Source organism: Litchfieldia stipae (assembly GCF_014837155.1).
GTDB lineage: Bacteria > Bacillota > Bacilli > Bacillales > Bacillaceae_L > Litchfieldia.
This window is the reverse complement of the sequence record NZ_JACYHA010000006.1, coordinates 90,352-107,913: the sequence shown is the minus strand read 5'-3', so window position 1 is coordinate 107,913 and position 17,562 is coordinate 90,352. Positions and strand designations below refer to the sequence as shown.

21 protein-coding genes are annotated in these 17,562 nt (G+C 35.8%); 14 read left to right on the top strand and 7 right to left on the bottom strand.

The genetic code is table 11. The annotated features are described in order from the left end of the window. Positions 1–34: 34 nt before the first annotated feature. The 11 genes from F7888_RS09680 to F7888_RS09630 all read left to right on the top strand — a co-directional run bounded on the left by F7888_RS09680 (position 35) and on the right by F7888_RS09630 (position 9,333). Positions 35–301 (top strand): IreB family regulatory phosphoprotein, encoded by a 267-nt coding sequence (locus F7888_RS09680; RefSeq protein WP_191778982.1) that lies wholly within the window; start codon positions 35–37, stop codon positions 299–301. 5 nt (positions 302–306) lie between these two features. Beyond that, on the top strand, positions 307–723 hold the full coding sequence (gene ruvX, locus F7888_RS09675) for a Holliday junction resolvase RuvX (protein WP_191778981.1): 417 nt from the start codon (positions 307–309) through the stop codon (positions 721–723). Between the two features lie 12 nt (positions 724–735). Beyond that, complete coding sequence (locus F7888_RS09670) at positions 736–1,026, top strand: DUF1292 domain-containing protein (RefSeq protein WP_191778980.1); 291 nt, start codon at positions 736–738, stop codon at positions 1,024–1,026. A gap of 140 nt (positions 1,027–1,166) precedes the next feature. After that, a complete protein-coding gene (gene mltG, locus F7888_RS09665) occupies positions 1,167–2,306 on the top strand; it encodes an endolytic transglycosylase MltG (protein WP_191778979.1) in 1,140 nt (379 codons plus the stop codon). 196 nt (positions 2,307–2,502) lie between these two features. Continuing rightward, positions 2,503–3,159, top strand: coding sequence for an O-methyltransferase (locus F7888_RS09660; RefSeq protein WP_191778978.1), 657 nt, complete (start codon positions 2,503–2,505; stop codon positions 3,157–3,159). Beyond that, positions 3,146–4,075, top strand: coding sequence for a peptidase U32 family protein (locus tag F7888_RS09655; RefSeq protein WP_191778977.1), 930 nt, complete (start codon positions 3,146–3,148; stop codon positions 4,073–4,075). The genes F7888_RS09660 and F7888_RS09655 overlap by 14 nt, the downstream gene beginning before the upstream one ends. Before the next feature lie 15 nt (positions 4,076–4,090). Next, positions 4,091–5,362, top strand: coding sequence for a peptidase U32 family protein (locus F7888_RS09650; RefSeq protein WP_191778976.1), 1,272 nt, complete (start codon positions 4,091–4,093; stop codon positions 5,360–5,362). 6 nt (positions 5,363–5,368) lie between these two features. After that, positions 5,369–6,004, top strand: coding sequence for a uridine kinase (gene udk / locus F7888_RS09645; RefSeq protein WP_191778975.1), 636 nt, complete (start codon positions 5,369–5,371; stop codon positions 6,002–6,004). Between the two features lie 202 nt (positions 6,005–6,206). Beyond that, complete coding sequence (gene greA / locus F7888_RS09640) at positions 6,207–6,683, top strand: transcription elongation factor GreA (RefSeq protein WP_191778974.1); 477 nt, start codon at positions 6,207–6,209, stop codon at positions 6,681–6,683. 67 nt (positions 6,684–6,750) lie between these two features. Then, entirely contained in the window at positions 6,751–8,532 is a 1,782-nt protein-coding gene (locus F7888_RS09635) for a peptidoglycan D,D-transpeptidase FtsI family protein (protein WP_191778973.1), read from the top strand. Positions 8,533–8,607: 75 nt separating this feature from the next. After that, positions 8,608–9,333: a YrrS family protein gene (locus tag F7888_RS09630; RefSeq protein WP_191778972.1), complete on the top strand. Its 726-nt coding sequence runs from the start codon at positions 8,608–8,610 to the stop codon at positions 9,331–9,333. Positions 9,334–9,400: 67 nt separating this feature from the next. Here the strand turns inward: F7888_RS09630 and F7888_RS09625 are convergent, their stop codons facing one another. Continuing rightward, a complete protein-coding gene (locus F7888_RS09625; protein WP_191778971.1) occupies positions 9,401–9,607 on the bottom strand; it encodes a YrzA family protein in 207 nt (68 codons plus the stop codon). Between the two features lie 154 nt (positions 9,608–9,761). On the opposite strand from F7888_RS09625, the gene mtnN reads away from it, so the two are divergent. Together mtnN and F7888_RS09615 are read left to right on the top strand one after the other, a co-directional pair. Continuing rightward, positions 9,762–10,469: a 5'-methylthioadenosine/S-adenosylhomocysteine nucleosidase gene (gene mtnN, locus F7888_RS09620; protein ID WP_191778970.1), complete on the top strand. Its 708-nt coding sequence runs from the start codon at positions 9,762–9,764 to the stop codon at positions 10,467–10,469. 397 nt (positions 10,470–10,866) lie between these two features. After that, positions 10,867–11,007, top strand: coding sequence for a YrzI family small protein (locus F7888_RS09615; protein WP_191778969.1), 141 nt, complete (start codon positions 10,867–10,869; stop codon positions 11,005–11,007). Between the two features lie 865 nt (positions 11,008–11,872). Here the strand turns inward: F7888_RS09615 and crcB are convergent. The 6 genes from crcB to sigK all read right to left on the bottom strand — a co-directional run bounded on the left by crcB (position 11,873) and on the right by sigK (position 17,113). After that, a complete protein-coding gene (gene crcB / locus F7888_RS09610; RefSeq protein ID WP_191778968.1) occupies positions 11,873–12,232 on the bottom strand; it encodes a fluoride efflux transporter CrcB in 360 nt (119 codons plus the stop codon). Further along, entirely contained in the window at positions 12,232–12,636 is a 405-nt protein-coding gene (locus F7888_RS09605; RefSeq protein WP_191778967.1) for a fluoride efflux transporter FluC, read from the bottom strand. The genes crcB and F7888_RS09605 overlap by 1 nt, the downstream gene beginning before the upstream one ends. 106 nt (positions 12,637–12,742) lie before the next feature. Next, positions 12,743–14,101, bottom strand: coding sequence for a magnesium transporter (gene mgtE / locus F7888_RS09600; RefSeq protein ID WP_191778966.1), 1,359 nt, complete (start codon positions 14,099–14,101; stop codon positions 12,743–12,745). Between the two features lie 80 nt (positions 14,102–14,181). After that, entirely contained in the window at positions 14,182–15,678 is a 1,497-nt protein-coding gene (locus F7888_RS09595) for a potassium/proton antiporter (RefSeq protein ID WP_191778965.1), read from the bottom strand. A 16-nt stretch (positions 15,679–15,694) separates the two neighbouring features. Next, on the bottom strand, positions 15,695–16,258 hold the full coding sequence (locus F7888_RS09590) for a tyrosine-type recombinase/integrase (protein ID WP_191778964.1): 564 nt from the start codon (positions 16,256–16,258) through the stop codon (positions 15,695–15,697). Positions 16,259–16,396: 138 nt separating this feature from the next. Continuing rightward, positions 16,397–17,113, bottom strand: a complete 717-nt coding sequence (gene sigK, locus F7888_RS09585) for an RNA polymerase sporulation sigma factor SigK (protein WP_191778963.1) — start codon at positions 17,111–17,113, stop codon at positions 16,397–16,399. A gap of 217 nt (positions 17,114–17,330) precedes the next feature. Here sigK and yjcZ point away from each other — a divergent pair, with 217 nt between their 5' ends. Continuing rightward, on the top strand, positions 17,331–17,498 hold the full coding sequence (yjcZ, locus tag F7888_RS09580; RefSeq protein ID WP_191778962.1) for a sporulation protein YjcZ: 168 nt from the start codon (positions 17,331–17,333) through the stop codon (positions 17,496–17,498). Positions 17,499–17,562 lie beyond the last annotated feature (64 nt).

Here is a 17,562-nt window from a genome sequence, read left to right as displayed (position 1 = left end):
CAGGTCATAAGAATCTGAGAGTGAGGTGTAACAAATGAGTTCATTTGATAAGACAATGAAATTTAATTTTCAAGAAGAACCGTTTGAAACAAATGTAAATGAAGTGTTGAACACTGTATATGACGCACTAAAGGAAAAAGGTTATAATCCAATTAACCAGATTGTTGGCTATTTACTATCTGGTGACCCGGCTTATATTCCTAGACACAATGATGCTAGAAACATTATAAGAAAGCTAGAACGCGATGAATTAATAGAGGAGTTAGTGAAATCCTATTTAAAGTCTCATCGTGAGGGGTAAACTACATGCGAGTTCTTGGATTAGATGTGGGCTCTAAGACGATTGGTGTTGCCGTTAGTGATGAAATGGGTTGGACAGCCCAAGGGATTGAAACAATCAAAATTAACGAAGAACGACAGCAATTTGGCTTACAGCGACTAGGTGAGATCATAAAGGAATATCAAGTAGATTCAGTTGTGATTGGATTACCTAAAAACATGAATGGAACAATCGGTCCTAGAGGTGAAGCCAGTCAAAGCTTCGCAGCATTGATTGAGAGTGAATTCAATGTTCCTACAATTTTATGGGACGAGCGTCTGACAACGATGGCGGCAGAACGAGTCCTCCTTGAAGCAGATGTTAGTCGAAAAAAACGAAAAAAAGTAATTGATAAGATGGCTGCGGTCATGATACTACAAGGCTATCTAGATAGCAAAAACTAATGAGGTGACATAATGGAAAACGGTGAAAAGCAAATTACAGTTATAGACGAGCAAGGAAACGAACAATTATGTGAGGTATTATTTACGTTTGAATCAGAGGAATTCAATAAGTCTTATGTTCTATATTACCCAGTTGGTGCTGAAAATGATGATGAAGATGATATCGAAATTCATGCATCAAGCTTCAATAGCAATGAGAACGGTGAAGACGGTGAATTACAGCCGATTGAAACAGATGAGGAATGGGATATGATCGAGGAAATGCTTAATACATTCCTTGACGAAGAGGAAGAAATGGAATAAGTTTTCATACGAAAAAGGATTATCTCCAAAAAAGTGGAGATAATCCTTTTTTTTATTCTAAATTTTGAAGAAATTTGGCGTGAATTGACGAAATCAACGAAAGATTGTAGTATAATATTTCGAGTAGAGGAGGAAGTCAAGTGTCTGAATCACCAAAAAATAATGAGAAAAAACAAATACATCAAGAAAAACTTCTTGAGCTTCAAGGAGAAGCGAGAGTTGTTCGAAAAATCGTACTAATTATTTTTATTGTCATATTACTTGTTATTTCTGGTGTCGTAGGCGGCGGTTATTTATATATTAAATCAGCCCTTGAGCCAGTAGACCCAGATAGTGAAAAAGAAGTAAAAGTGACAATTCCAATTGGTTCTTCACCAACGGCAATAGCTAATATATTAGCAGAGAATGGAATTGTCAAAAACGCAAAGGTATTTCGTTATTATACGAAATTCAGAAATGAGTCTGGTTTCCAAGCAGGAGAATATACATTAAAACCATCAATGACATTTACTGATATCATTTCAAACCTAAAAACAGGTAAAGTGATGGAGGATGTAGTATTTCAAATAACAATACCTGAAGGAAAACAGATTAAAGAAATAGCCAAGATTATTTCAGGGAAAACCAATTTCAGCGAAGAAGAAGTATTGGAGAAATTGACAGACCCAGAATACATTGAAGAGTTAATGACCTTATATCCATCATTACTAACTAATGAAATTCTCAATGAGGATATTAAATATGCTCTAGAGGGGTATTTATATCCTGCAACATATCCTTTTTATGAGACAAGCCCGAGTCTAGAGAAAATTATTGAACCTATGATTTCTCAAACTGAGAAAGTAATCGCTGATGTTCAAGGTGAAATGGAATTTCGTGAATTTTCACCACATGAATTATTAACCTTCGCCTCACTTATTGAAGAAGAAGCAACAGCACAAGTAGATCGTGATAAAATCTCAGCCGTATTCTATAATCGGATGAAGATTGATATGGCCCTACAAACGGATCCAACTGTTCTATATGCACTCGGTGAACATAAAGACCGTGTCTTATTTAAAGATTTAGAGATAAATGATCCATTTAACACCTATATTCATAAAGGGTTAACACCAGGTCCAATTGCAAATGCTGGATTAACATCAATAAAGGCTGCACTTAATCCCGCAGATATTTCAGCATTGTACTTTTTAGCTGCAAGTGACGGACAGGTATATTACTCTGATACGTTTGAGGAACATACCGAAAAGGCAGCGAAATATATTCGGAACACTGAATAAATTTGTTTTGGGGAACCGAAAATTAGCGTTCCCCTTTACAATGTGGTAAAATATATCGAGTTATTATAACAACATATGAAACATACTAAAAAATTGGCATAAATGAGCCAATTTTCTTTTTGTTGTTTTCGCACTTGTTCGTTCTATTTTTTACTAACTACGTTTTATTTTAATAAATGTAACTGGAGGTCCCTTAATGGTTTCCGATGAACTACTCGCTTATTTAAATTCCTTAGTCCAGCCTAGAAGTGAATTCATTCAACAGCTAGAAGACTATGCGAAAGAGAATCATGTTCCAATCATGGATGTTATTAGTGCTGAAGCTATTCTTCAGCTTCTACGAATATCTAATCCAAAGCGTATCCTTGAGATCGGAACAGCTATTGGCTATTCAGCAATTCGCATGGCGATGACATTGCCAGGAACTGAAATAACGACAATCGAGCGGAATCGTGGTCGTTATGAAGAAGCAATAAAGAATATAAATGAAGCAAATATGACAAATCAAATCACTGTGTTTCATGGAGACGCACTAGACCTTGCACCAGAAATCCATGCAACTGGAAGCTATGATGTTATTTTTATTGATGCTGCAAAAGGTCAGTATAAACGTTTCTTTGAAAGCTACGAGCCCCTCTTAACAAATCAAGGCATGATTATTACAGACAATGTTCTTTTTAAAGGTCTTGTTGTGGAAGAGATTGAAGATAAACGAAAAAGGCAATTGGTGGACAAAATCAAAATGTATAATGAATGGCTATCGACACATCCAAATTATGTGACAACGATTCTTCCTGTTGGTGATGGGATAGCAATAAGTAAACGAAGAGGTGTTAAGTATGAAAAAGCCTGAGCTTTTAGTTACTCCGACGAATGTTTCTGATATAGAAAAACTCGCAGCTGTAGGAGCAGACGCATTTGTTATTGGTGAACAACAATTTGGATTACGATTGGCAGGAGACTTCACACGTGAGGATGTTAAACAAGCTACTGAAACCAGTCACAAGCTAAATAAAAAAATCTATGTCGCAGTGAACGCTCTATTTCATAATGAGAAAATCGACGCTGTGTACGATTATCTTTCATACTTAAATACACTTAATGTGGACGGTGTTCTTTTTGGAGACCCTGCTGTATTAATGGTTGCTCGTGAGGTAGCCCCTAATCTTAAATTACATTGGAATACTGAGATGACAGCAACAAATTGGTATACATGTAATTATTGGGGGAAAAGAGGCGCAAAACGTGCTGTGTTAGCACGAGAATTAAATATGGATGCGATTGTTGAAATTAAAGAAAATGCTGAAGTTGAAATTGAAGTTCAGGTCCATGGTATGACAAATATGTTCCAATCGAAACGTTCATTAGTTGGGAATTATTTTGAATATCAAGGGAATGTAATGGAAATTGAAAATCGAAAGCTAGAAAAAAACATGTTCTTATATGATAAAGAACGTGATAACAAATATCCTATTTTTGAAGATGTGAATGGTACACATATCATGAGTCCAAATGATATTTGTATCATAGATGAGCTTGAAGAAATGATTGATGCTGGTGTCGATAGCTTTAAAATCGATGGAGTCTTAAAAACAAGTGAATACTTAATTGAAGTAACAAAGCGATATCGAAAAGCGATAGATTTATGTGTTGACGATCGTGATGAATATGAAAACATAAAGGACGAGCTATTAGAAGAGCTTGAGGAATTACAACCTGCTAATCGTCCGCTTGATACGGGATTTTTCTTTAAAGAAACGGTTTATTAAAAGGAGGAACGATTCATGACAACCGTAATGCATGACAAAATATCAAAAATCATCGATGGGAAACGTGTGATCGTAAAAAAACCTGAATTATTAGCACCAGCAGGAAGCTTAGAAAAGCTAAAAATAGCTGTTCATTATGGTGCAGACGCTGTATTTATTGGTGGGAAAGAATTTGGCTTACGTTCAAACGCCGACAATTTCTCCCTTGAAGAAATGGCTGAAGGCGTTGAATTTGCAAATAAATATGGTGCGAAAATTTATGTAACGACCAATATTTTTGCTCATAACGAAAACATGGATGGATTAGATGAATACTTAGAAGGATTAGAGAATGCTGGAGTAACGGGGATTATCGTTGCGGACCCATTAATTATTGAGACATGTCGCAGAGTCGCTCCGAAGCTTGAAGTTCATTTAAGTACTCAGCAATCATTGTCTAACTGGAAGGCTGTCCAGTTTTGGAAAGAAGAAGGCCTTGAGAGAGTTGTACTTGCACGTGAAACAAGTGCTGAAGAAATTAGAGAAATGAAGGAAAAGGTAGATATAGAGATTGAGGCATTTATTCATGGTGCTATGTGTATTGCTTATTCTGGACGTTGTACCTTAAGTAATCATATGACAGCACGTGATTCAAACCGTGGCGGTTGCTGTCAATCATGTCGCTGGGACTATGACCTTTATCAAAAAGACTCAGAAAATGAAGTAGCTCTGTTTAATGATGGAGATGCAGCATTTGCAATGAGTCCAAAAGATTTAAAGCTAATTGAATCGATCCCGAAAATGATTGAATTAGGAATTGATAGTTTGAAAATCGAAGGTCGTATGAAATCAATTCACTATGTGGCAACTGTAGTAAGCGTGTATCGTAAAGTGATTGATGCCTATTGTGCAGATCCAGAAAACTTTGAAATAAATCCTGAATGGCTTGAAGAGCTTGATAAATGTGCAAATCGAGATACTGCAACAGCATTCTTTGAAGGTGTACCAGGGTTTAAAGAGCAAATGTTTGGAAACCATAGCAAAAAGACCACTTATGAATTTGTTGGGCTAGTGTTAGACTACAATGAGGAAACAAAAATAGTTACTCTTCAACAAAGAAACTATTTCAAACCAGGGGACGAGGTTGAATTCTTCGGTCCAGAAATTGAAAACTTTAGAATCAACATCGAGAAAATTTGGGATGAAGATGGACATGAGCTTGATGCAGCCCGTCATCCTTTACAGATTGTCAAATTCAAAGTAGACAAGAAAGTATTCCCGAATAACATGATGCGGAAGGGGAACTGAGTAAGCATGGGGAAGAAGCCCATTGTGATTGGTATCGCAGGTGGATCGGGATCAGGTAAGACAAGTGTAACAAAAGCGATCTACGAGCATTTCAGAGGACAATCAATATTAATGATCGAACAAGACTTTTATTATAAAGATCAAAGTCATTTAGCATTTGAGGAACGTTTGAATACAAACTATGACCATCCACTGGCATTTGATAATGATTTATTAATTGAGCATATTAAGCAATTACTAGAATACAAACCGATTGAAAAGCCGGTATATGATTACAAAGAACATACCAGATCTAAGGATGTTATTATTGTAGAACCGAAGGATGTTATTATTTTAGAGGGAATCTTAGTCCTTGAGGATGAGCGATTGCGCAATTTAATGGACATTAAGCTTTTTGTTGATACTGATGCAGATTTGCGAATTTTACGCAGAATGCTCCGAGACATTAATGATCGAGGTCGTACAATTGAATCAGTTATTGAACAATATGTGTCAGTTGTACGTCCAATGCATAATCAGTTTATTGAACCAACTAAGAGATATGCGGATTTGATTATCCCTGAAGGTGGACAAAATCATATCGCTATCGATTTAATGGTCACAAAAATTCAAACTATTCTTGAACAAAATTCCATTTTGTAATAACATATCATAGAAAGTTACATTTTTGACAATCAATCATTTTAGGGTTCCATAGTAACCCATTTATAAGGAAAGGGGTGACCTTTTTAGGTTAATCTCTTTCCTTCTATAATAGATGTCAAAAAAAGTGTAATAATAAATGGATACATAGATAAAAACAATTCTACTTGGGGTTGTATTACACAGAAGGAGTGAAGGGATTATGGCAATTGAAAAAGTATTTCCGATGACAGCGGCCGGAAAACAGAAACTAGAACAAGAATTAGAACAATTAAAATCAGTAAAACGTAAAGAGGTTGTTGAACGTATAAAGATCGCTAGAAGCTTTGGAGATTTATCTGAGAACTCTGAGTATGATTCAGCGAAGGAAGAGCAAGCTTTCGTTGAAGGACGTATCACAACTCTTGAAAATATGATTAGAAATGCAAAAATCATTGAAGAGTCAAATGATGGATCTAATGTTGTATCACTTGGGAAAACGGTAACATTCATCGAACTACCTGGTGGTGAAGAAGAAACATATACGATTGTTGGAAGTGCGGAAGCTGATCCATTTGAAGGGAAAATTTCAAATGATTCACCAATCGCAAAAAGCCTAATCGGTAAACAGGTGGATGATGAAGTAACTGTTCAAACTCCTGGTGGCGAAATGTTCGTTAAGATTGTCTCAATTAGCTAAATTAAATTCATTTATAACGTTTTAAATAGGATCACCTCGTCGAAAATGGAGACGAGGTGGTTTTTTTATGAAAGTTAAAAAGAGAGGATTCGCTGTTCTAATCATCTTTATGATGATGATTTCCATTCTCGTGATTAGATTAGTGGATATTCAATTATTACATCCAGAATCGTTTACATCTAACAATATAAATTTAATTAAGTCTAGTGTATCTCAGCGGACACAAGAGATTGTGATAGATCAAGGAAGAGGTCGTTTCATTGATCGGAATGCCAATGCATTAACACATGAATATTATCCTAGCCTTGTTCTTTTTCCATTTCTAAAAAATACAGAGTGGCCAGTTGAACAGGTTTCTGATATTTTAGAGGTGCCTTCTAGTGAATTAACAGCTAGTATAGAAGAGGCAAAGGAACCAGTCGTATTTGGAAAAGAAAAGCCACTTGAACTAACAGAAACACAAATGAACCGAATTAATGAGCTTGAGATTCCGGGTGTTTTTGCAGTGTATCGTCAGTATGCAATAGATAGCGATATCGCAGAACATTTATTAGGGATTATCAGAGAAAATCATGAATTACTATCCAAAAGATACCCTGAAAAGACGTATTTATCACCAAAAACGAAGGTAGGAATCACAGGATTACAAGCCGCATTTGATGAGTTTTTACTCCCTGAGGGAGAAGCAAAGCTATTGTATCATGTTGCAGGTGATGGCAATCCGTTGTTTGGTATCGATGTGAAATATACAGCACCTGCTAATCCATATTATCCGGTATCTATTAAAACAACTATTGATAGAGAAATGCAGCAGCTTGCAGAAAAGTTAGTTGAGGAGCATGGGATAAAAAAGGGTGGAGTCGTTCTTTTAGATGTTAAAACATCTGATATTTTAGCCATGGTAAGTGCACCTTCGATTAATCACTCCAATCCATTTGGAGATGGTAGTGCGGATAATCAGATGCTTCTGCCACATTTTCCTGGTTCTGTTTTCAAAATAGTTACAACTGCAGCCGTAATAGAAAAGAATGTGGATGTATCAAAACGAACGTTTAATTGTGACCTTGATTTATATGGACAATCTAATCCGGTGTATGAGCTTGGCGAGTTGGACTTCAGAGAAAGCTTTGCAAAGAGCTGTAACTATACATTTACTTCGCTTGCTCAGGAATTAATTGAGAAGGACTCTAACATCATTGAAGAATATGCTGCGAAATTAGGGTTAATCACCCCTGTCGGTTGGCATGGAGATGTATTTCGGCTTCAGGACTTTAAGCAATTGTCAGGAGAATACAAAGGTTCAATTTGGGGAGATGAAAAGGATAAATCTGTCCCAAAAGCGGTTGCTCAAATATCCATTGGACAAAAGGATGTGAGAGTAACCCCACTTGCTATTGCCAATATGATGGCGACGATTGCAAGAGGAGGAGAAATCAAGCAAGTTCGAGCTGTTTCAGAGGTGCTTTACAAAAATGGAACAACCTTATTCTCATTTCCAGAGCAATCTTTTAAACAAGAAGAAAATATTGCCCCATATACTGCGATGAAGCTACAAGAGCTAATGCAAGAGGTAGTAGAGTCAGGAACCGGTTCGAAATTCCAATCACTTCCATACAAAGTAGCTGGAAAATCAGGGACAGCGGAGATTGGTCGAGAGGTATCAGAAGGTTCCCTAGTAAATAAGTGGTTTGCAGGTTATTTTCCTGCCGAAGAGCCAAGATATGCATTGGTTGTTGTTGACCTTGAACAGATTGGCAGTAAGTCACCAACCAATGACGTATATTTTGATATGGTGAATGGAATTTATCAGATAAATCTTTCTAGAAATGAAACGATAAAAGAAAGTTAATATAAAAAACATTCATCAAATAGGGAAGTAATGATAAAATAGAGTATAGTGAACATTTAGGGAGGGAACTATACTTTGGGGTATGACTTAGAAAAGCTATATGTGGGACCAAGGTCTGAAAAAAGAGCTAAGAGAAGAAGGATTAATAGAGTCCTTAATATACTTATCGGAATTGTGTTTATTTTAATTATCTTCTTCGGTTGGAAGTTCTTATTATCTAATGACAATAAGCAAAGTACAGCTGAAGTGGTTGAATCAACAGAAACAAATAATTCCCCTTCTTCAGAGGGTGGCGGAGAAGATCCAGCTGTAGCTGAAGGTGAATCTGATAGCACTAACGAAGAAGAATCAGCTGTAGAGGAAGAAGATCCAGCGGAGGTTCCTGAAAGTGAATCAACTGAACATGAAGAGATCACTGACGGAGATCCAGACTCAAACATTATAAGATCAATTGAGAATAAGGCATGGGCACCAATTGGTACGAGTCAATCAGAACCTCATACAATTGTCTATGACAGTGGTTCTGTTGATCGTACAGAAATGGAGCGAGCAATCAGCTATGCAGTAGGATATGACGCAGCTTCATTAACTGTTTGGGAGTTATCTCGCCAGGCAGACAATCAAGTCGCAGCGACTATTTCAACGAAGGATAATTCTCATGTGTATCGTGTCTATATTGAATGGGTCCCAGCAGAAGGCTGGAAGCCACTTAGAATTGATGAGTTAAGAGAGAATGATAGTAAATATTATAAAGGTAATAGTGCTTCAGAAACTGTTGAGACAGAAGAAGCTGAAGGTTAATTAAACTGCAGCTATAGAAAAAATGCCAGTGTCCAACTAGGGATAACTGGCATTTATATAGCAATTCTTAGATTTTTGCTTTGAAATGTACAACTGCACTAAAGAACTTTCTGCCGTCTTCATCAATATGCATTTGATGAGAGACATTCTGAACCATTAACATAATTGCTTTATTATGTTCAATTTGTTCGTTAATTTTCTTTTCAAGTGTCTTTAAATCATACGCTTCAAAAAACTCTACTTTGTCTTGAATGAAATCTAATTTAAATTCCAACCCTATTCACTTCCTCATGTCATTTCATGAAAAAAGTATAAAATAACAAGTAAGTAAAGTCTATAGTTGAACGTGAAACGAGATACATAAAAGTGTAATTGTACAAGCATTAGGTTCTAGTATTAACATTTTTAACAAATGAAAGGTGATTGATGTGAAAATAGCAATAATCGGAGCAATGGAAGAAGAAGTAGAAATCTTACGGGAGCGACTTGAAAATAGAGAATCAATGGAGATCGCGGGATGTGAATTTTCAACAGGACATTTGAACGGGCAAGAAATTATATTAGTGAAGTCCGGTATTGGAAAAGTAAATGCAGCACTTTCTACAAGTATTTTATTACAGGAATTTAGGCCAGCATATGTAATCAACACAGGGTCAGCTGGAGGTTACTTAGAGTCGTTAAATGTAGGAGATGTGGTGATCTCATCAGAAGTGAGACATCACGATGTTGATGTGACAGCATTTGGGTATGAGTATGGACAAGTTCCAGGGATGCCTGCAGCATTTAAGAGTGACACGAAACTCGTAGAAATAGCTGAGAAGGCAGCTAAACAAATTTCAGATATTCAAGTTGTCAAAGGTCTTATTGCAACAGGTGACTCATTTATGAATGATCCTGTTAGAGTTGAATTTGTAAGGGATCAATTTCAGGATTTGTATGCAGTTGAAATGGAAGCTGCAGCAATTGCACAAGTTTGTCATACATTTCGAATTCCATTTGTTGTAATCAGAGCATTATCTGATATTGCAGGAAAGGAATCGAATGTTTCATTTGATCAATTCATCAAAACAGCTGCAATCAACTCATCAGATTTAGTTATGAGAATGATTTCAGAAGTGAAAACATCGATTCAATAATATAACTAGAAGTTTATCTAGTATGTCAAAAACATCTCTTTCTTGAAAGAGGTGTTTTTTAGTTGAGATTATTTCCCTATTTTACAAAAAGAGGGTTTACAAAGGGGAATGTGTTGGATATAATTACCTTTGTAGGAATTATTATCATAAAAGGAGGTCGAAGAAAATGATGAGAATAACATCGCAAGCAACATCAGTAATGACAACTTCATATGTACAAAGCTATTCGACCGACTTGGTGATCAATGTAGTACTTTAATGTGCAATTAACGATATAACACACACCGCCGCAGGTAGAGTAGTCTCTTCTGTGGCGTTTTTATGCCTTAATAAAGCCACGGGGAGAAAATGGATTCCTGTGGCTTTTTTGTGTGCTTTTTTAAGGAGGTGATAAGAAATGGTCTTAAATCTATTCTTTTTTCAAATTTCGATCAAGAAAAGAAATGTATCAATTGAAGAGTATGTTCATGAAGAACAAGTAAAAATGATGTATGAAGAAATGAAAGAAAAACAACGTTCAATGATGAATTTTTATTAATTTCTCAATGGTTCAAAAAAAAATGAAAGGTGGTAATGAAGATGATTAAGAGAAGAATTGTATTAACAAATTGGTTGCTTGTGGAGAAGGATTCCACCTAAGTATTTTTATAGAGGAGGAGTTGCGATGCTATCACTGCGTGTATTAATCATTACTTTATTTTTCAAAAGAAAATAGATTAATGATTCACAAATTCGACAAACAAACGTAACGTTATGTTCATTTTTACTTACCGTAAACAATGTCATTAGATGGTAAAGTTAAGGTATCTAGAAGACGATTACGGGGGTGTATACAATGTTTTCAATAGTTATGGGACTTATCATAACGGCAACGATTGCATTAATCATAAGTACAGAGGTAAGTGTAGAAAACTAATTAAAAGAGGCTGTATTTGTTCATAACGAGTTCTGTTTTAGGGTGCAAAACCAAGAAATAAATATCAAACAAAGGCTCTAATTTATCAACTAAATTAGAGCCTTTGTTTTTAAATAAGATGTCTTGTCCTTATTCAAGGTACCAGCTAAAGTGAAATAAGCGGAATTTATCCGGTTAAATACAGAATGGAGCCTGTTTTTGGGGAAATAGGGGTAGTTTTTCCTCTTATGCGCTGCAAAAAATCCTATTTTCGAATGTTTCGAGTCAATAGGCGGAATCTCTCCGCTTATTTCAGCTATTTTTAGTAACAATTACTAAATAAGCGGAATTTTTCCTTCTATTAATCTAGATCAAGTACTTAACCTGACTCCCCAACCGATAAGTGCGGATCCCCTTGGTCTTAGATATGGGAATCAGCCGCTTCTAATCGACCAGCTTATACCAAATAAGAACCTGCTGGCTTTGTTCAGCCTCTATATTAACTGGTTTATGAAGCGAAAAGAATAAATCCAATCGAAAACAAACTGATACTACCTCCTATTGTACAAACAACATAAAGAATACCGCTTCTATATTGTTTTTTCTGAAACAATTCAACAGCCTCCATACTAAAAGTAGAAAAAGTTGTAAAAGCGCCAAAAAAACCAACAACGATTAAATTGTACAATGATGTAGGGCTCTCAAGGTTATATAAAGCAAGTGTAACCCCTAAACCAAAAGAACCAAGTATATTTACAATTACCATTGCTATTGGAAAAGGTGGATGTGGAAATCGTTTCATGAATAATAAGCCAAGTAAAAATCGTAGAATGGCTCCAGCCGTGCCTCCTATTGCAACAAACACCATCAGCCTTCACTACTTTCTAGCTTTAAATAGATGTCTCCAACCTTTACCCCAACAACATACCCAAGCCATGCACAGACCAATCCACCAACTATGCTAATTGAAAAATAAGAGATTAATGCCAGAAAAGAATGAGTAGAAAGGTGGAAAACGTCCGCAGCAAAAGTTGACATTGTTGTAAACCCTCCACAAAACCCTGTCCCAAGGCAAAGCTTCATCCATTTGCCTTTACGATTTATTAACAGGATGCCTGTTAGAAATCCAAGTATCAGACTTCCTACTATATTAACGATAAGAGTCGAAATTGGGAATGATGACAATGAACCAATATGTAAATTGATCTGGTAACGACAAATACTGCCTAGAGCAGCACCAAAGCCTACTGCCAAGCTATTTATTAATTTCATAAATACACCTTCAATAATTAAGAATAGTACTTAAAATATATCATAGATGTAGGGAGAGGAATAAAAAAACGATCACCAACGGAGAAATCGTGTAGTGATCGACTTGTTACATTAATTTTGTGATAAACATGGTAGCAATTCCAAAATAAATAAGTAATGATAAAATGTCATTTAATGTTGTAATGAGTGGTCCAGATGCTACAGCTGGATCGACATTGAATTTATAAAGCGTGAGTGGAATGATCGTTCCTGCCATCGTTCCGATGATTAAAGTGATAAATAAAGAACTCCCAACCACAATTCCAAGAATTGCATCTTGGCGCCAAACAAGAGCGATTAAGAAGATTAAAATGGCACAGATAATCCCGATTATTAAACTAACTTTAAATTCTCTCCAAATCAACTTCAATATCACTTGTTTGTTAATATCTCTACTAATTAACCCACGGACCACAACTGCTAGTGATTGAGTTCCTGTATTTCCAGTCATCCCTGCAATCATCGGCATGAAAAAGGCGAGGGCAACTACTTGGGCTAACGTATCCTCAAAGCTACTGATAATCGTTCCTGAGATGACTCCAATAAATAGGAGTAAGATTAGCCAAGGTAATCGTCTGTATGCAGCAACAATCGCTGTCGTATCAAAGTCAATAGACTTACCAGATGCTGATAATTTTTCAATATCTTCATTTGCTTCTCGTATCACGACATCAATAATATCATCAACGGTAACGATTCCAACAAGAACATTGTTTTCTTCTACGACCGGAATGGCTAAGAAGTCATATCTTTCAATAAACCTGGCAACCTCTTCTTGGTCTGTATCAGCAGTTACAGAGACAACACGGTTATACATAATATCCTGAATTTTCTCCGATTCCTCTGCCAAAATAATCTCACGATATGAAACAACACCAACAAGTTTTTTCTCATCATCAATAACATATAAATAATTAATTGTTTCAGAGAACTCAGCAAATACCTTTAATTTATTAACCGTTTCACGAACTGTATAGTGCTGTGGAATCCATACGAACCTGTTTGTCATAAGGCGACCTGCTGTTTCTGGTTCGTAATTCATGATATTTTGAACAATTGTTGATTCTTCTTTTTTCATCCCAGATAACAGTTCTTCAATCTTATCTGGGGATAAGTCCTGTAATAAGGATGCTAAATCATCATTATCCATTAAATCCATAACCTGTCCTGATTTCTCAATACCAAGCTTGGTTAGTACATTCAATTGTTGTTCATTCTCTAATTCCTGGATCAAATCAGCAATTTGGTCTGATGAAAGGAATAATAAAAACCTGGTATGATGTTTTTCAGGTAAACCTTCAAAAAGTCTAGCTATATCATATGGTTGTAATTCACCAAGAAGTTCTTGAAACTCCTTTTTTTTCGATTCTTTTAATAACTTAATAATGTGTAAAGGGATTTGTTCCTCTGGTATCGTCTGGAGCATGATTTATCTCCTCTCTGATCATATCTCTCGTTTTAGGGTAATTCATGCATCACCTGCTTATTCGTCAAAAAATATGGTAATCAATTATCTGGTATAGGAGTCTCTAATGGTGCTATCTCCTTTTGTGATTTAATGATTTCTAAGAGTTTATCTTTACTTTCTCGGGAGGTCAGAATATATAGAATATCACCAGTTTTAATAGTTGTATCACCTCTAGGTGTGATTAGATTTTCTCCACGAATAATGGCGTTGATTAATACTTTTCTTGGAAGCTTTAACTGGACAATTTTCTTATTCACAATGAAATCATTTTCGTTGACTTCGTATTCAATGATTTCCGCATTCGCTTTCCCAATTGACACAAGCTCTAAGGAGTGTGCTGGAGCTGTTTTCTTTTCTCCTGATAACCCAAGCCAGCCTGCCATGTGAGAAATTGTTGATCCTTGTATTAAAGATGACGTTAAAACAACGAAGAAAACAATATTGAAAAACAGCTGACTATCTTCGATTCCTGCAATCATTGGATAGGTAGCTAGAACGATTGGAACTGCTCCACGTAACCCAGCCCATGAGAGGAATAATTTTTCTCTTAGATTGAAACCGAGCTTAATCGTGGAAAGAAATACAGCTACTGGACGTGCTACAACAATTAAACAAATTGCAAGTAAAAGTCCTTTACCAATAATATCAATTGAAAATAACTGTGATGGAAAGACCAATAAACCTAAAATTACAAACATTAAAATTTGCATCATCCAAGCGAAACCTTCATTAAAACGGAAGATTGAATGACGGTAAGTAATATCTGCACTTCCAATTAATAAAGCAGCTACATATACAGCTAGGAGTCCACTTGCGTTTAGTAATGCAGTTGCACTATAGGTTAGTAAAGCAAACGCCATTGCAAATACTGGGTATAAACCACCAGAATCTAAATTAATTTTATTAAGAGCAAAAACAGCGAGTTTTCCGAATGCAATTCCTACTAATAAACCAATACCCATTTGCCAAAAGAAAGAGAAAATAAGTCCGAAAATATTACTTTCAGTGACTGAAAGTAATTGAATAAAAGAAATGGTCAAAAATACAGCCATTGGATCATTTGTACCTGATTCTACCTCGAGTGTTGATTCAAGACGATCACGAATATTTTGCCCTTTAAGTACAGCAAAGACAGCGGCTGCATCGGTAGAGCCAACAATGGAGCCAAGTAAAAACGCTTCTAACCAAGAGACGTTGAAGATTAATTTAGCAGCTACAGCTACAAGTGAAGTTGTAATTAAAACTCCAAGAGTAGCTAATGTCAAAGAAGGAACAAGAACTGGTTTGACCGATGTCCATTTTGTTTGTAAACCACCTTCAAATAGAATAACAATAAGTGCTAAGATTCCAATTAATTGGGCAAGCTTGGCATTGTCAAAATAAATAAAGCCAAAGCCATCACTTCCAAAAATCATGCCAACAGCAATAAATAGGACGAGTGCAGGTACACCTACCCTTGTTGAAAATTTAGTGGAGAGGACCCCGATAATTAGAAGTAATGCTCCCAATAAAATAAAATAATCAATATTAAACATTGCATTTCCCTCCCTTTTATAGGTTAACGTCTATTTCTGTTTTTATTTTGTTAGTTTTATCAATTCCTAAGTATTTTAGAGTTTCAGTTGAAGAGGAATGATGAAACATTTTTTGCAAGATTGAAATCGCAACTCCTTTTTTATAGGCATGATAACCAAACGTTTTCCGAAGTGAGTGTGTCCCTATACTTCCAGGTATATCACATAATTTAGCGGCCTTATTAATAATTCGATAGGCTTGCTGTCTTGTGATTGGTTTATTTGATTTAGAAGATAAAAATAGATAATCATCAAAATGTAGATTAGAGGTAGGGGCGTAGGAACGAATGGCTTTTTCTACTTGTGAATTAAGAAAGATTGGGATCGAGGGCTGAATGGTCGATGTGACTTCAAGAAACGGTTTCATCTTTCCGTCAGCATCTAATAAATCACTCACTTTAATAGAAAGTAACTCACTAATTTTAAGTCCTGTATTAATACCTAATACGAATAATAAATAATCTCTTTTTGATTGCTTCCACAAGTGCCCCTTAATCTTATTTATTTGATTGATGTCTTTTAATGCGTCAACGAATTCCATAAGCCCTCCATTTTTAATGTTACTTAACACTATTCTAACATGTAGTTATGTAACATTCTATTTATCTGCTCAAATAATGTTAATTTTGCAAAAAAAAGAAGCCAAAGCACTTATTTCAGGGCTTTGGCTTCAATAATATTATCCTTTTTTTCGTTTTTCTTTCTCTGCTCTGTAAAACTCATGAAACATTTTCATTAATGCTCTTTTTTCGATTCGAGATACATAGCTCCTTGAAATACCTAGTTCTTTTGCTATTTCTCTTTGTGTCTTTTCCTTTTGCAAGTCGAGTCCGAATCGTCCTACAATGACTTCTTTTTCGCGTCCATCCAAAATATCGATATATTCTTTAATTTTTTCAAGCTCCATATTTAATTGAATTGTGTCAATCACATCTTCCGATTCTGATTTTAACACATCAATCAAACTAATCTCATTACCTTCCTTGTCTTGCCCAATTGGATCATGAAGAGAAACATCTTTTTTTGTCTTTTTTAATGCACGTAAATGCATAAGTATTTCATTTTCAATACACCTGGCTGCATAAGTCGCAAGCTTTGTACCTTTCCCTTGCGAGTAACTTTCGATGGCTTTTATTAAGCCAATCGTTCCTATCGAAATTAAATCCTCTGAATCTTCACCGGTGTTATCAAATTTCTTTACAATATGGGCAACTAACCGGAGATTATGTTCAATTAGCATGTTTCTTGCATGCTCATCACCAGTAGCCATAAGCTCTAAGTACTTTTTCTCTTCAGAAGAGGATAATGGTTGTGGAAAGGCATTGTTTTTGACATACGAAACTAAAAAGATTAATTCTTTTACAAAGTATCCTAACGCTGCTAAGATTCCTGTCATTTGATCACCTCACACAAAAAAATCAGTAAAGTCTAGGCAATAGCCTATACTCATTCATATGTAGGCTGTTCCTTGTTTGTGTCTGTCCTTTAAAATTAGGACAAGTAATATTCGAAAAAATATTATTGTGAATTCCACGAATGCCCTTCCTCATCTGCTAATTTTGAATAGGCTATTATAAAAGATAGTAGATGACTGAATTAAAGGAGGGATTCAAATGCCATACGGTTATTATCCTTATGGAGGCTACGGGTATCCTGGATATGGTCCTGTAGTATACGGGCGTCCAGGAAGCGGCTTTGGATTTGCGTTAATTGTTGTTCTCCTCATCTTACTTTTAGTGCTTGGTGGGGGATATTATTACTACAATTCCTATGGAAAATAAGACTTTTACAAGGTCCATTGTACAGCTGATAGTACTTTGGACTTTTTTCATTATTAAATTCTTT

Excerpts from the sequence above, each read along its gene's own strand:
- F7888_RS09680 (WP_191778982.1), top strand. The coding sequence starts at position 35 with ATGAGTTCATTTGATAAGACAATGAAATTTAATTTTCAAGAAGAACCG.
- ruvX (WP_191778981.1), top strand. The coding sequence starts at position 307 with ATGCGAGTTCTTGGATTAGATGTGGGCTCTAAGACGATTGGTGTTGCC.
- F7888_RS09670 (WP_191778980.1), top strand. The coding sequence starts at position 736 with ATGGAAAACGGTGAAAAGCAAATTACAGTTATAGACGAGCAAGGAAAC.
- F7888_RS09660 (WP_191778978.1), top strand. The coding sequence starts at position 2,503 with ATGGTTTCCGATGAACTACTCGCTTATTTAAATTCCTTAGTCCAGCCT.
- F7888_RS09655 (WP_191778977.1), top strand. The coding sequence starts at position 3,146 with ATGAAAAAGCCTGAGCTTTTAGTTACTCCGACGAATGTTTCTGATATA.
- F7888_RS09650 (WP_191778976.1), top strand. The coding sequence starts at position 4,091 with ATGACAACCGTAATGCATGACAAAATATCAAAAATCATCGATGGGAAA.
- udk (WP_191778975.1), top strand. The coding sequence starts at position 5,369 with ATGGGGAAGAAGCCCATTGTGATTGGTATCGCAGGTGGATCGGGATCA.
- greA (WP_191778974.1), top strand. The coding sequence starts at position 6,207 with ATGGCAATTGAAAAAGTATTTCCGATGACAGCGGCCGGAAAACAGAAA.
- F7888_RS09635 (WP_191778973.1), top strand. The coding sequence starts at position 6,751 with ATGAAAGTTAAAAAGAGAGGATTCGCTGTTCTAATCATCTTTATGATG.
- F7888_RS09615 (WP_191778969.1), top strand. The coding sequence starts at position 10,867 with ATGGTCTTAAATCTATTCTTTTTTCAAATTTCGATCAAGAAAAGAAAT.
- crcB (WP_191778968.1), bottom strand. The coding sequence starts at position 12,232 with ATGGTGTTTGTTGCAATAGGAGGCACGGCTGGAGCCATTCTACGATTT.
- F7888_RS09605 (WP_191778967.1), bottom strand. The coding sequence starts at position 12,636 with ATGAAATTAATAAATAGCTTGGCAGTAGGCTTTGGTGCTGCTCTAGGC.
- mgtE (WP_191778966.1), bottom strand. The coding sequence starts at position 14,101 with ATGCTCCAGACGATACCAGAGGAACAAATCCCTTTACACATTATTAAG.
- F7888_RS09595 (WP_191778965.1), bottom strand. The coding sequence starts at position 15,678 with ATGTTTAATATTGATTATTTTATTTTATTGGGAGCATTACTTCTAATT.
- F7888_RS09590 (WP_191778964.1), bottom strand. The coding sequence starts at position 16,258 with ATGGAATTCGTTGACGCATTAAAAGACATCAATCAAATAAATAAGATT.
- sigK (WP_191778963.1), bottom strand. The coding sequence starts at position 17,113 with ATGACAGGAATCTTAGCAGCGTTAGGATACTTTGTAAAAGAATTAATC.
- yjcZ (WP_191778962.1), top strand. The coding sequence starts at position 17,331 with ATGCCATACGGTTATTATCCTTATGGAGGCTACGGGTATCCTGGATAT.